At 70.8% G+C, this 12,366-nt stretch carries 13 protein-coding genes; 8 read left to right on the forward strand and 5 right to left on the reverse strand.

Features of this window, described 5'->3' with window-relative positions; translation table 11 throughout:
* Positions 1-215: 215 nt before the first annotated feature.
* From LCD33_RS09885 to LCD33_RS09900, 4 genes are all read left to right on the forward strand, one after another.
* A complete protein-coding gene (locus LCD33_RS09885; protein ID WP_224968794.1) occupies positions 216-782 on the forward strand; it encodes a DUF3558 domain-containing protein in 567 nt (188 codons plus the stop codon).
* 75 nt (positions 783-857) lie between these two features.
* A complete protein-coding gene (locus LCD33_RS09890) occupies positions 858-1,433 on the forward strand; it encodes a DUF3558 domain-containing protein (protein WP_224968792.1) in 576 nt (191 codons plus the stop codon).
* A 171-nt stretch (positions 1,434-1,604) separates the two neighbouring features.
* Positions 1,605-2,159: a DUF3558 domain-containing protein gene (locus LCD33_RS09895; RefSeq protein ID WP_224968790.1), complete on the forward strand. Its 555-nt coding sequence runs from the start codon at positions 1,605-1,607 to the stop codon at positions 2,157-2,159.
* Between the two features lie 444 nt (positions 2,160-2,603).
* The gene (locus LCD33_RS09900; RefSeq protein WP_224962753.1) at positions 2,604-3,128 is read left to right on the forward strand and encodes a DUF3558 domain-containing protein; all 525 of its coding nucleotides are present in this window, start codon (positions 2,604-2,606) and stop codon (positions 3,126-3,128) included.
* A gap of 55 nt (positions 3,129-3,183) precedes the next feature.
* On the opposite strand, the gene LCD33_RS09905 is transcribed toward LCD33_RS09900, so the two are convergent.
* The 3 genes from LCD33_RS09905 to LCD33_RS09915 form a co-directional block, all read right to left on the reverse strand.
* Positions 3,184-3,513: a hypothetical protein gene (locus tag LCD33_RS09905; RefSeq protein ID WP_224962751.1), complete on the reverse strand. Its 330-nt coding sequence runs from the start codon at positions 3,511-3,513 to the stop codon at positions 3,184-3,186.
* A gap of 217 nt (positions 3,514-3,730) precedes the next feature.
* Positions 3,731-3,955 carry a hypothetical protein gene (locus tag LCD33_RS09910; protein WP_224959090.1) on the reverse strand — a complete coding sequence of 75 codons (225 nt, stop codon included), beginning with the start codon at positions 3,953-3,955 and terminating at the stop codon, positions 3,731-3,733.
* Positions 3,956-4,079: 124 nt separating this feature from the next.
* A complete protein-coding gene (locus LCD33_RS09915; RefSeq protein WP_224959089.1) occupies positions 4,080-4,304 on the reverse strand; it encodes a zinc finger protein in 225 nt (74 codons plus the stop codon).
* A gap of 112 nt (positions 4,305-4,416) precedes the next feature.
* Here LCD33_RS09915 and LCD33_RS09920 point away from each other — a divergent pair, with 112 nt between their 5' ends.
* Positions 4,417-5,265, forward strand: a complete 849-nt coding sequence (locus LCD33_RS09920) for a helix-turn-helix transcriptional regulator (RefSeq protein ID WP_224959087.1) — start codon at positions 4,417-4,419, stop codon at positions 5,263-5,265.
* A complete protein-coding gene (locus LCD33_RS09925) occupies positions 5,265-5,444 on the forward strand; it encodes a DUF397 domain-containing protein (RefSeq protein ID WP_224959085.1) in 180 nt (59 codons plus the stop codon). Before LCD33_RS09920 ends, LCD33_RS09925 begins: the two co-directional genes overlap by 1 nt.
* Before the next feature lie 8 nt (positions 5,445-5,452).
* On the opposite strand, the gene LCD33_RS09930 is transcribed toward LCD33_RS09925, so the two are convergent.
* Together LCD33_RS09930 and LCD33_RS09935 are read right to left on the reverse strand one after the other, a co-directional pair.
* Complete coding sequence (locus tag LCD33_RS09930) at positions 5,453-8,431, reverse strand: sacsin N-terminal ATP-binding-like domain-containing protein (RefSeq protein WP_224959083.1); 2,979 nt, start codon at positions 8,429-8,431, stop codon at positions 5,453-5,455.
* Entirely contained in the window at positions 8,428-9,312 is an 885-nt protein-coding gene (locus LCD33_RS09935) for a DUF3027 domain-containing protein (protein ID WP_224959081.1), read from the reverse strand. The genes LCD33_RS09930 and LCD33_RS09935 overlap by 4 nt, the downstream gene beginning before the upstream one ends.
* A 228-nt stretch (positions 9,313-9,540) precedes the next feature.
* Between LCD33_RS09935 and LCD33_RS09940 the strand changes: the two genes are divergently transcribed.
* A complete protein-coding gene (locus LCD33_RS09940) occupies positions 9,541-10,251 on the forward strand; it encodes a glutaminyl-peptide cyclotransferase (protein ID WP_374201661.1) in 711 nt (236 codons plus the stop codon).
* Positions 10,252-10,412: 161 nt separating this feature from the next.
* A complete protein-coding gene (locus LCD33_RS09945; RefSeq protein ID WP_224977757.1) occupies positions 10,413-12,365 on the forward strand; it encodes an MFS transporter in 1,953 nt (650 codons plus the stop codon).
* Position 12,366 lies beyond the last annotated feature (1 nt).

Below are 12,366 nucleotides of genomic sequence, written 5' to 3' on the forward strand. Positions count from 1 at the left end.
CACCCCCCGGGGGGCACCCCCCGTTTGGGAGGCCGCGGGGGGCTACTATTATACTAGCCCCTATTATGCCCGCAAAAAAACCCCCCTGCCTTGCGGGGGGGGGGGGGCCCGGGCGGCCCCCCAACCGGGGGGGGGGGCCGTTCTCGTGCGGCACCGAAGTCGGCGAACCTCGGTGCCTTGCTGCCCACCAACTCGAACGCAAGGACGGCAGAGCAGTGCTTCGACGCGCGATTCTGGCTGCGACTTCCCTGGTCATCGCCGGAGGTATCTCGGCTTGCGGCCTCACCGGTAACGAACAGACCGCACCTGAGAGTGCACCCGAGCCCCAAGTCGGCGGCGATCCGGCACTCGCGGTCGATCAGCCGAAGACGGTCGCGGCGGTCACCGATGCGTGCCGGCTGCTCACTCCAGAACAGCTGAGCACGCTAGGCGCGGAGAAAAATGGCGAGCCCGGCACGACCACCTTCGGCGAGCCCAAGTGCGACTGGAGCACCGAGGCGTTCGCGTTCTCGGTCGGCCTCTACGTCAAAACCGGTGGCGATGCGGAACAGATCTACCGCAGCGCCGACAACCACGACAACTTCGCACCGACCCGCATCGGTGAGTACCCAGCGGCCCGGGTCAACGCCCAGTCGAGCACGTGCAGCGTCGAAGTGGGCATCTCCGACAGCGAATCGGTCACCATCGACTACACCAAGTACTCCGGCGGAACCCCGGAGGTGGCCGACCCCTGCGGCTACGCCGAGAAGATCGCAACGGAAGTGCTCAATGGCATCCCGTGAGCCGGGCCGGGGGTTCCGACCGCCCGTTCGATGAAAGACACACCCGTTCCGCAAACCAGGCATGAGGACCTTGTCGTGCTACGACGTACCACTGCGCTGACCGCATCATTTTTCGTGCTCACCACGATTTCCGCTTGTGCCGTGGGACAAGGCGGAGGCGGGAAGCAGCTCGAACCGTCAGGTTCCCAGGAGGCGGTCGATCCCGCGCTGAAGGTCGATTCCCCGAAGAACCTGAAGGGCATCACTGACGCCTGCCAACTGCTGACCCCAGAACAGCTGAACCAGCTCGGCGCCGACGAACCAGAGATCGAGCCTTCCACGAACCCGCAGTACCAAGAGCCCAGCTGCGACATCTCAAGCGACGCATTGAAGATCACGATCGACATCAACACCGAGCACGGTGGCATGACCGCTGCGAACTCTCGGGCGAGCAATTTCGAGAACTTCGAAGCCACCGAGGTGGACGGGTACCCCGCCGCGCAGGTCAACGCCGCCGGCAACCTGTGCACGATCCTCACCGGCGTCGCCGACGACCAGTCGATCGAGATCTACTACGCGAAGAACTCGGGCGGAACACCGGAAATGGAAGACCCCTGCGGCTACGCGAATAAGATCCCCGCTGAAGCCCTGAAGAACATTCCGCCCGCCTGATCAGCGCATCCAACGCCGTTCGTCTCGTCGCAAGCAGTGAACGAAGCCGAGAGGCATCTGCAAGGCCAGATCGATCAGCTCAATGCAACGTTGTAGGACTACCGGTCCGCGGACGAAGCAGCTACCCCGAATCAGGCGTAAGGAACCAACACCGTGCTACGACGCGCTCGCATGACCACCGTTTCACTACTCGCACTCACCACCCTCTCTGCTTGCGCCGTCGGAGGTAACCCTTCCGCGGAGAGCCAGAACGGGCCAGCCCCCCGCAACGGGGCAGATCCCGCCCTCGCGGTAGACAACCCGAAAAATCTGAAAGGCATCGCCGATGCCTGCCAACTCCTGACTCCCGATCAGCGCACGCAGCTGGGCGTGAGCGACGACAGAGATTTTGAATCGCTCACGAACGACATCTACCAAGAACCCAGCTGTGAAATCTTCAGCCACACTTACAACGCTATGATCGACATCAACACCAACAATGGCGGAATGGCGAAGTTGCACGCAGGAAAAGGCAAGTGGGACAACTTCACCCCGACAGAAGTCGCCGGATTTCCAGCCGTGCGACTGGACGCGCAGAGCATGCTCTGCCGCGTGCACGTCGGGATCGCGGATGATCAGACCCTCGAGATCTACTACTCCAAGAACGCCGGCGGCACTCCAGAAATGGACGATCCCTGCGGTTTTGCCGAGAAGATAGCAGTGGAAGCACTCAAGAACGTTCCTTGACCTGAGCTCCATGCAGGGAAGGAGAGTCCCGTGGTAGTTCCACCGGTAGTCGCCGGCGCGGCTGTGGTGAGGAGTGCTCTGGCCCTCCCCCTCCGACCGCGGAAGCTTGGACGAGATCACCTACGAGGCCAGTTTCGACCACTCCGAGACGTATGACGAGATTCACCGGGGCTGGCGCACGAGAACTGGCTGGAGGAGCAGGACGACGTGTGGCTGAACGACATGCCGCGCACCGCTCCGGTGCGCGGCATGTCGTTCAGCACCGACGTCGGCGGACAAGGAGCAGGAGACCTAGCACTGTTGAACAGCCCGAAATGAACGGAAAGCAACCTCGCTCAGCGGATGGCCGCCGTTCGGTGGGGAGATCGTCCGCTCCTTCTAATCAGATGTGAGGTTTTACTCGTGTTACGACGTTGTGGCCTGGTCGCAGCATCTTTCGTCGCGTTGACCGCGATCTCCTCGTGTGCGCTCGGCGAGGGTGGAGAACAGCCCTCGCAAGCAGCGCCGAGCACGGAGAACATCGACCCCGCTCTGGCGGTGCGGAACCCGAAGGACCTCAAAGGGGTCACGGATGCCTGCCAGCTGCTCACTGCCGAGCAACGAGCAGCCCTCCAGGCGGACGGACAGCCCGAGCCAGCGGACAGCGAATACCAGGAACCGTCGTGCGATATCAGCGGTGATGCCCTCGGCACATCGATCGCGATCAACACGAACCACGGTGGTATGACGGCCGCGCACGCCCGCAAGAGCAACTTCGACAACTTCGAACCCACCGAGGTCGCCGGATACCCGGCGGTTCTGGTCAACTTCTCGGACACGTTGTGCACGGTCGCGGTCGGTGTTTCCGACACCCAATCCGTCGACGTCTTCTACGCCAAGCACTCCGGCGGCACACCCGAGATGGACGACGCCTGCGGCTACGCAGAGAAGATCGCCGCAGAAGTCCTCGAAAACATCCCGCCTGCATGACGGGAACGGCGTGGACCGGGGGCGCACCGACTCCGGTGCGGGGCCGTTCTCGTGTTCAGGCCAGGTTTCGGATGATCTGCCGGGCGGCGGGTTCAAGGAGCCGGGCCGGGTCGCGCGGCGGTTCGTGGGTGGTGTGCAGGGTGACGGTGGTCTTCCCGGTGCGGAATTCCAGCTGCGAGTCCCCGTTGAGGTCGGTGAGGCAGGTGTCGCCGTCGTCGAAGGCGGCGGGCGTGCCGTAGTGCACGGCGGGGTTGCCGGGCGTCAGCTGGAGGAGCCGCTCGGATCCGTGTTCCGGCCGGTCCGCGTCCGCGCCGCCGTGCAGCGCGACCACGACGGCGGTGAACAACGCCAGCACGACGACGCCCGCGAGGATCGAGAGGACCACCGGCAGCACCCCGCCGCGACGGGGCGGTCGCTGCCGGCGCGGGGGCGGCGGGGACCAACCCGGCGGCGGCAGGTGCGCGGGCGGTGGGGGTGGCGGCGTCATGTCGAGTCCGAATCTCGCGAGTGGTGGTCCTTGATCAGCTCAGCACGAACCGGACCGCAGGCCGAGCGGAAATGCCGGAAACCGCAGGTGCGCGGCAGAAATCGCCATCTCGCTATTAACAGTCGATCGTTCCGGTGAACGGGACGATGCGGTGATCACCGGTGCGGGCGGCGGTGGCGCACACCGAGCAGGTCGGCCGCTCGTCGCACGGCACGACGTCGGCCGGGTCGGTGAGCACCCCGCAGCTCCCGGCGATCTCGCCGGCACCGGCGACCGGGACGAGGTGGTTCTGGTAGCCGAACGCCACCCAGCAGCGGGCGGGCACGTCGTGCGGGTCCATGCGGATCTCCTCGGGTGGAGGGTGACCGGGCGGGCGTCGGGGAGGTGTGGCCGCCGCCCGGCCACCCGTGCGGACCGGTGTGGGGTCGGGGGTCACCACGACCGGGCCGCGTTCGGGGGCGCGCTCAGCGCGCTCGGTCCGCCAGCTCGCGCCAGCAGTCCATGCAGGTCGGTTCGCGGATCCAGTCGATCTCGTCGGCGACCCGCTGCAACTCGTCGGTGCACACCACGACGCCGCACAGCGCGCGGGTCAGCCCACCCGGTTCGGAGCTGCGCGCGTCCAGGCCGAAGGCGTGCCGTCCACTGCTCACCGGCTGCCACCGCCCCACCTTCGCCCCATCGGCCAGCATGTTCGCTCCTCTCTAGCGTGTTTCCGGTTTAAGTATGTTGTTACCGGCTCCAACTTTGCTAGTCCCCCATCGTTGGATCATGCAGCCGACACGGATTGGCTAAGCTGTTTTCATGGCCGGTACCAGTGAACACACACCCAAGGCGCGCCTGCTCGGTGCCGAGCTTCGCGAGCTACGCAAGCAGGCGAACATCACGACCCGCGAGCTGGCACATCGGCTTGGTACCAGTCATGTCACCATCTCTCGCTACGAAACCGGCACCCGCACACCCCGACCGGAGGATGTTGCACGCATACTGGGAACACTAAGAGTTACCGGTACCAGATATGACGAGCTGATCGAGTTCGCTAGGAATGCCGGAGACAAGAACACGTTCGCTCGCAGCTCATCCGGTCCGCACAAGCATCTGGTCGAGCTAGCCGAGTTCGAACGCTCGGCCAGCTCGATCACCGATGTGGCGCCCACCGTGATCCCGGGCCTCCTCCAGACTGCCGACTACGCGCGCTCCATCATGCGCGGATTGCCCAACCCTGAAAGGGAAATCCGAGTCGGCCTACGGATGGCTCGGCGAGACGTACTAGCGGGAAGAGCAGCGAAACCGCTCACCGCGATCATCGCCGAGCACGCGCTGCGCCAGCCCCTCGGCGGTCGAGCGGTCATGGCAGAACAGCTCAGGTACATCTTGAGGATCAGCGAGCAGAGCAACATCACGGTTGCCGTCCTCCCCAACGGCTTGACTCACTGGACTCCCGCACACGAAGGCGCATTCGTCTTGTACGAGTTCGCGAAGGCGCCGCCGATCGTCCAGCTGGAGCACTACCGATCTCCAGCCTTCCTCTTCGAGGCAAAGGACGTCGCTGCCTACAAGCAAGCCGTAGTGGACATCCACACTTCGATCTTGTCTGTTGAGGCCTCAGCGGGTCTGATTGCAACGATAGCCACCGAGATGGAGGAAGCCTGATGCTGAGCGACGCGGCGAAATGGCGGAAATCCAGCCACAGCGGGCAATCCGGCAGTTGCGTGGAGGTCGGCCTCGCCTCGGATGCGGTCGGCGTCCGGGACACGAAGGACCGCGACGGCGGCACCTTGCTGTTCGACCGGCGCGCCTGGCGCAGCTTCCTCGACTCGCTGCGCCGCTGACCGAGACCTCAGCGCAGCAGGGTGACCGCTTCCGGGTCGGCGAGCAGCGCGGCCAGGGCGAAGCGGCTGTCCCAGGCACCGGCCGCCCAGGCGAGGGCGCGGGCCAGCCCGTCCGGTGTCCGCTCGGCGTGCACCGCACCGGTCGCGTCGACCCACCAGTGCACGCGCCGCTCCCCGTCGCGGGTGCTCACGCGCAGCCCGTCGTGCAGGTCGACCTCGCCGTTCGGCACCGCGATGCCGAGCAGTTCGCAGGAGCTCGGCACCCGGCCGACCTCGGCCCAGCGCTGCACGCGGCCGTCGGAGAGCACCCGCATGGTGCTCTCCTCGGAGGCCAGCGGGAGGTCCAGGAGTTCGGCGAGCGCTTCGGCGTCGAACTGGTCGGGGCCGCCGCCGGCGACGACGAGCGGGGCCTCCAGCACGCCGAGCATCCACGGCTCGTCCAGCACCACGGCCCGCTCCGCGCTGACCACGGCCCCGGACAGGGACCGCACCGATTCGGGCGGACCGGCGAAACCGGGGCTGACGACGCCGTCGACCACGGCGTCGGCGAGCACGCGGTGCGCCCGCAGCGCCGTGCCCGCGCGGATGCCGCGGTCCGGGTCGCCGAGCCGCGCCACCAGGTCGGCCGCGTCGTCCGGGTCGTCGACGCGCAGCTCGCCGCGCACCCCGGCCAGCCGCAGCCGCCGCGAGCTGAGGCCGAGGTCCGGCACCGGGTCGTAGATCCCCGCGATGTCCTCGGCCTCCGGCAACCGCCATGAACGGGGTTCGCGGCCGTCGAGGACGGCGAAGCGGGCCAGCCACCACGCGGGATGGCTGTGCGGGTCCCCGAGGACGTGCGCGATGTCCGGGGAGTCGGTGAGCAGCCGGATCGCCTGCGGCCACGCGTCGTCGGCGACCAGGTCCAGGTCGCGGACCGAGGTGAACCGCGCGGGCGGCCACGCCCCGCCCGCCAGGCGCTCCTGCTCGTGCCACCAGCGGACGCTGTCGGCGAACTGCTCGTCCGGGTCGATCGGGTCGTCCTCGACGTGCAGCGCGAACGAGTCCAGCACGCCCACGGACCGCAGCAGGTCCCGCGGCCAGCGCGCCGCGAACGCGCCGTCCAGCACGCCCAGCGAACCGTCCGGCCCGACCTCGTCCGGGTCGAGCACGGCCAGCAGCGCCGCGTCCGGCAGCAGCAGCTCGTCGGCGCGGCGGATCTCGCCGTCGCGGTCCGGCATGGCCAGCGCGGCCAGCCAGTCGTGCGGGCGCGAGTCGCGGACCAGGCCGAGCACCGATTCGGTCAGCGGCAGCACGTCCGCGCCCACCCGGGCTTCGGCCACGCTGCCGCGCACCGCCTCCGCCAGCGGCGGGGCGTCGAGCAGTTCCGCGGGTCCAGCGCGGTGCGCACCGAGCTGCTCCAGCAGCGGGTGCGCCGCGTCCGGGTGCGCGATGCGCAGCCCGCTGATGTCCAATGTGGACAGCACTGCGGCGGGGCCCGAATCGGCATCGCCGTCGGTGAGCAGCACGTCCCGCGCGCCGGTGACGGTGCGGCCGTCGGCCAGCGGCACCGGCAGCGCCGCGAACTCCTCGCGGGCGCGCAGATCGGTGCGCTGGATCGGGGCCAGCGCCTCGTACAGCCGGTGCCACCAGGACGGCGGGCGCTCCAGCCCGCCGACCGCGGCCACCAGCTCAGCCGCGCCGAGCCGCCGCACCTCCAAGGTGCTCAGCGCGCGCCGCTGCCGGGCGTCCGAGAGTTCCGCGGCCAGCAGGCCCGGCACCACGTCCGCCAGCAGCGACACCAGTTCCGGCGAGTAGTGCTCCAGCACCGCGGCGCTGCTCGGAGCCACCGACCCACCGGCGCCACCGGGCAGCCACGCGCTGATCCGCAACCGGTCCAGCACGTCCTGCCGCAGCTTCCCGTCCACATCGGACAGCGGGAAGCCGGGCAGCGGCACCAGCGCGGTGCGGTGCTCCGGCGCGATCTTCGCGACCAGGTCCGGGTAGCTCTCCGCGGCGAACGTCAACACCGACTCCACCGCGGGCGAGGCCGCGACCCGCCGCCGGTCCGCCTCCACCGGCAACCCGGCCAGCAGCCGGGCGGGCAGCGACAGCCGCTCCTCGGTGGGCGTCGGGGCGTGCAGCACGTCCTCGGCGAGCGGGATCGGCACGTCGTCGGGCCCCAGCGGCACCGCCCAGCACGCCCACCAGCTCGCGCCGCGCTTCGCCTCCGAACCCAGACCTTCCAGCGCCGACTCGCCCAGTTCACCGGACACCCGGTGCAGCAGCCAGCGGTCGCTGCGCTGCGGACCGTGCACCACCGCCCGCGAGGAACCCTGGTCCTCGCGGCGCCACGAGCGCGAACCGACGTGGACCTCGCGCAGCGCGGGCAGCGCCAGCAGCAGATCAGGGGCGCGCTCGGCGAACTCCGCCAGCAGCGCATCACCGTCCACATCGGACCGGACGGGCAGCCGCACCTCGGTGCTGAAGCCCTCCGGCGGCCGCTCCTGCGACGGCCACGCGAGCCGCAGCACCGGCACACCGCCATCGCGGGATTCGAGCTCCTTCGCCGGGCCCGGCAGCGCCGCCGCCTCGGCCCGGGTGCGCTCCGCGGAGAACTCCACCGCGCCCGAGGTCGACACCACGCGCGGCGCGTCCGACACCGCCAGCACCGCGGCGAAACCCACGCCGAACCGGCCGACCGTCGCACCCTCGCGCTTCGCCGACGCCCGCAGCGAACCCAACGCGGCCACGCCGTCCGAGGTCAGCGGCGCGCCGGTGTTCGCCAGCCGCAGCTCACCGTCCTCGAACCGGACCCGCAGCACGCCGTCCGCGCCCGCCGCGTCCGCGGCGTTCTGCGCCAGCTCCACCAGCAGCCGGTCCCGGTAGCCGCCGAGGCGCAGGTCCTCCTCGGCGTTGGCGTCCTCGCGGAACCTCGTCGGCGAGGAGTCCCAGGACTCCAGCACGGCCCGCCGGAGCTCGGCCGTGCCGAACACGTCCTGCGCGGTCACCCGCGCGACTCGAAGTCCAGCGTGGTGTCGTCGTAGACGACCTCGGCGACCGGCACCGTCGACGACGTGTCCACCTCGGCCTCCGAGTGCGCGCCGCACCCGAACTCCACGTGCACCACGCGGCCGTCCGCCGGCGCAATCTCGTTGCCGCACACGCCGAACGCGGCCTGCATCGAACCCGCCAGCGGCAGGAAGAAACCGCAGGTGCCGCACGCGCCGGGCGCGAGCTTCGCGATGTCGCTGCCCGGGCCGAACTCGCCCTGGTGCCAGCGCTCCGCGGCCGCCAGCCTGCCCTCGTGGCTGAGCACCCGCTTGCGGCCCAGGCCGACCTCGTGCGCCAGCGACTCCACGCCCTGGTCCGCACCGGACAGGTAGCCCTCGGCCAGCCGCGGATCGCCCGGAGCGCTCGGCAGCAGATCACCGGCGCCGAGATCGCCCGGCCGCACCCGCTCGCTCCACGGCACCCAGGCCGGCGCCGTCAGCGCGTCCTGGCCCGGCAACAGCACGACCTCGCTGACCGTGACCGGCTCACCCGGACCGGCGATCGCGACGGTCACCGCCCAGCGCCAGCCCACGTACCCCGGGTAGTTCGATTCGAAGTAGTGCGTCGCCGCGTCCGGCCCCTCGGCCTCCACGCCGACGTGCGCGCCGACGGGGGCCTCCGCCGCGTCGACCGTGAGCACCGGCGAACCGATCGGATCGGCCGCGGGGCCCGCTTCGCCCTCGGCGGCGGCGCGGGCCGTCTCCACGGCCGCGGCCAGCGTCGGGTCGAGCCGGGCCGGTTCGGGCTGGGCCGGTTCCGGCTGGGTCCCCGTGGACTCGCCGCTCGGCTCCCCGGGAACTCCGAGCGGAGCGTCCGGGTCGGTGGTCGGAGCAGGCATAGGCGTCACGTGCTCGATTGTGCCGTACGCGTTCGATGCGGTCGCCGCCCGTGTCAGGCTTTCGGGGTGCGAACCGGAGATCTTCCCAGGCGAACTGCGCTGGGCAACCGTCTGTCCGCAGGTGTGATCATCACGAGCCTGCTGTCCGGACTGGCGTTGGGCGCGTGCTCGGCGCACGTACCAGCTCAGCACGAAGGCCAAGAGGATCGCGAGCACACCGATCAGAGCATTGGGCACGCGGGCAGCGTGCCACACCTTCGAGCGATGGTGACCCGCGTGCTCCCGCACGACCGCTCCTCGTTCACCCAGGGCTTCGAACTGTCCGGCGGAACCCTCTACGAAGGCACCGGGCGGTACGGGCGCTCGCTGCTGCGGGCGCTGGACCCGGACACCGGCCGCGTGCTCGGGGAGGAACGTCTCCCCGCCGACCTCTTCGGCGAAGGCATCACCGTCGCCGGAGACCGTATCTGGCAGCTCACCTGGCAGGAAGGGGTTGCGCTGGAACGTGATCGGACGAGCCTGCGGGAACTGCGCCGGGTGGACTACGACGGCGAGGGCTGGGGGCTCTGCCACGACGGTTCCCGGCTGGTCATGAGCGACGGCAGCGCGCGGCTCACCTTCCGCGACCCGGCGACGTTCGCGGCCACCGGCTCCGTCCAGGTCACCTTGGAGGGCAGGCCGGTACCGGAGCTCAACGAGCTCGAATGCGCCGGCGGGCAGGTGTGGGCGAACGTGTGGGGCAGCGACCAGATCGTGCGCATCGACCCGGCGACCGGCGTGGTCGGCGCGGTCGTCGACGCGTCCGGGCTGCTGCCCGCCGGGGAGCGGGCCGGGGCGGACGTGCTGAACGGGATCGCCGCGGTGCCCGGGACCGACGAATTCCTGCTCACCGGGAAGCTGTGGCCGCACGCGTACCGGGTGCGGTTCGAGCCCCGCTGACCGGTTGCCGCGACCGAGCTGTGGAGAACTCACGCGTGATCTCGCAAATTTCCACAGGTTGTCCACAGGTAGCTCTCGGCTGTGGACAACTCCGCCGCACGCCGGGTTGAGCAGCGGAGCAGCGGACGCGATCGACCCCGCGGCTGGGGCAGGATGAAGTCATGGGGCCCCGACGCGACCAGCGCACCGACGAGGAACCGACCGGCCGCCCCGGCGGGGGAGCCGGGCGGCGCGGCAGGCGCGGGCGGATCCCGCAGGGCTTCGGCGGACGGCGGGACGACCGGGAGCAGCGGGACGACCGGGAACGCGACGGCGGTCGGGAACGCGTCCGCGCAGCCGGTGCCGCGCAGGCGGGACGCGAGCACGCGAGCACCGCGGGAGACGACTCGGCGGGACGCGACTCGACGGGACGCGAACCGGCGGGACCCGCGCCTGGCCGAGGCGAACCGGCGGGCACCGCGCAGGCCGGACGCGAGCAGGCGGGCCCCGGGGCCCGGGGATCCGAGCACCCCGCCGCCACCGCACCACCGCGCACCGCCGGAACGCACCGCGGTTCCGGCCCGGACGGCGAACGCGAACCCCACCCCGCGCCCGACGACGCACGCGAGCACCGCGGGCGCACCGGCCCGGACGGCGGCCGATCACCCGGCGAGGCTCCCGAGAACTCCGCGGGCGGCCGCTGGGACGCCACCGCTCCCCCGCGCAAGCTCACCGTCACCCGGGTCGCGGCCTGGCGCGGCCGCCAGCTGACCCGCGCCGCGATGCGGCTGTTCTTCTCCGCCGCGCACGCCGACGGCGCCGCCGAATCCGGGCTCGCCCGCTTCAGCTACGCGGTGATGCTCAACTACGCGGTGGACGCGGCGATAACCGTGGCGCTCGCGAACACGCTGTTCTTCTCCGCTGCCACCGGCGAGAGCCGGGACAAGGTGGCGCTGTACCTGCTGATCACCGTCGCCCCGTTCGCGGTGATCGCGCCGGTGATCGGCCCCGCGCTGGACCGGCTGCGGCAGGGCAGGCGCACCGCGCTCGCGGTGTCCTTCGGCGTCCGCGTGCTGCTGGCGGCGGTGATGGCGATGAACTTCGACGGCTGGCTGCTGTACCCGGCGGCGCTGGGCTGCATGGTGCTGTCCAAGTCGTTCGGCGTGCTCAAGGCCGCGATGACCCCGCGGGTGCTGCCCGCGGCGATCGACCTGACCACGGCCAACTCGCGGCTGACCACGTTCGGCCTGGCCGCCGGGGGCGTGTTCGGAGCGGTGGCGTCCGGGTTCGCGTGGTTGCTGGGATCGCCGGGGGCGCTGTGGTTCATGGCGGCGCTCGCGGCGGCCGGGGTGTGGCTGTGCCTGCGGATCACGCGGCGGGTGGAGAGCTCGGCGGGCGAGGCGCGGGCCGTGGCCGGGAAGCGGCGGCGGGCGCCGCTGGGCCCGCACGTGGTCGTCGCGCTGTGGGGCAACGCGGGCATCCGGGTGCTGACCGGGTTCCTGACGCTGTTCGCCGCCTTCGTGATCAAGGAGAGCACCCGGCAGGACCCGGCGATGCAGGTCGTGCTGCTCGGCGCGGTCGGCGGGGCGGCCGGGCTCGGCAGCTTCCTCGGGAACGCGGCGGGCGCCCGGATGCGGTTCGGCGCCCCGGACCGGCTGATCGTGAGCTGCCTGGGCAGCGCACTGGCGATCGCGGTGTGCGCGGCGGTGCTGGCCGGAGTGCCCGCGGCGGTCGCGGTCGGGCTCGTGGCGGCGACCGCGAGCGCGCTGGCGAAGGTGTGCCTGGACGCGGTGGTGCAGCGGGACGTGGCCGAGGAGTCGCGGGCCTCCGCGTTCGGCCGCTCCGAGACGGTGTTGCAGCTGAGCTGGGTGTTCGGCGGCGCGCTGGGAGTGCTGCTGCCGCCGGTGTGGTGGATCGGCTTCACCACGACGGCCGCGCTGCTGGCCCTGGTGCTGGTGCAGACCGTCCTCGTCGGGCGCGGCGGCGGGCTGGTCCGGCTCCCGCGCCGGGGCCGCCGGGCCGAACCGGGCACCGAGGGCGTTCCGGCCGGAGCGCGGACCAGGCGGACCGCCCCGGACCGCGAGCCCGTCCGGCGACACCGGGCCGTGGACTTGGCGGACGACACCGGGCCGTAGG

Source organism: Saccharopolyspora sp. 7B (genome assembly GCF_020177435.1).
GTDB classification, from domain to species: Bacteria; Actinomycetota; Actinomycetes; order Mycobacteriales; family Pseudonocardiaceae; genus Saccharopolyspora_C; species Saccharopolyspora_C gregorii.

Coding starts and splice junctions, on each gene's coding strand:
- LCD33_RS09895 (WP_224968790.1), top strand. CDS start 1,605: ATGACCACCGTTTCACTACTCGCACTCACCACCCTCTCTGCTTGCGCC.
- LCD33_RS09910 (WP_224959090.1), bottom strand. CDS start 3,955: ATGGACCCGCACGACGTGCCCGCCCGCTGCTGGGTGGCGTTCGGCTAC.
- LCD33_RS09915 (WP_224959089.1), bottom strand. CDS start 4,304: ATGCTGGCCGATGGGGCGAAGGTGGGGCGGTGGCAGCCGGTGAGCAGT.
- LCD33_RS09920 (WP_224959087.1), top strand. CDS start 4,417: ATGGCCGGTACCAGTGAACACACACCCAAGGCGCGCCTGCTCGGTGCC.
- LCD33_RS09925 (WP_224959085.1), top strand. CDS start 5,265: ATGCTGAGCGACGCGGCGAAATGGCGGAAATCCAGCCACAGCGGGCAA.
- LCD33_RS09935 (WP_224959081.1), bottom strand. CDS start 9,312: ATGCCTGCTCCGACCACCGACCCGGACGCTCCGCTCGGAGTTCCCGGG.
- LCD33_RS09945 (WP_224977757.1), top strand. CDS start 10,413: ATGGGGCCCCGACGCGACCAGCGCACCGACGAGGAACCGACCGGCCGC.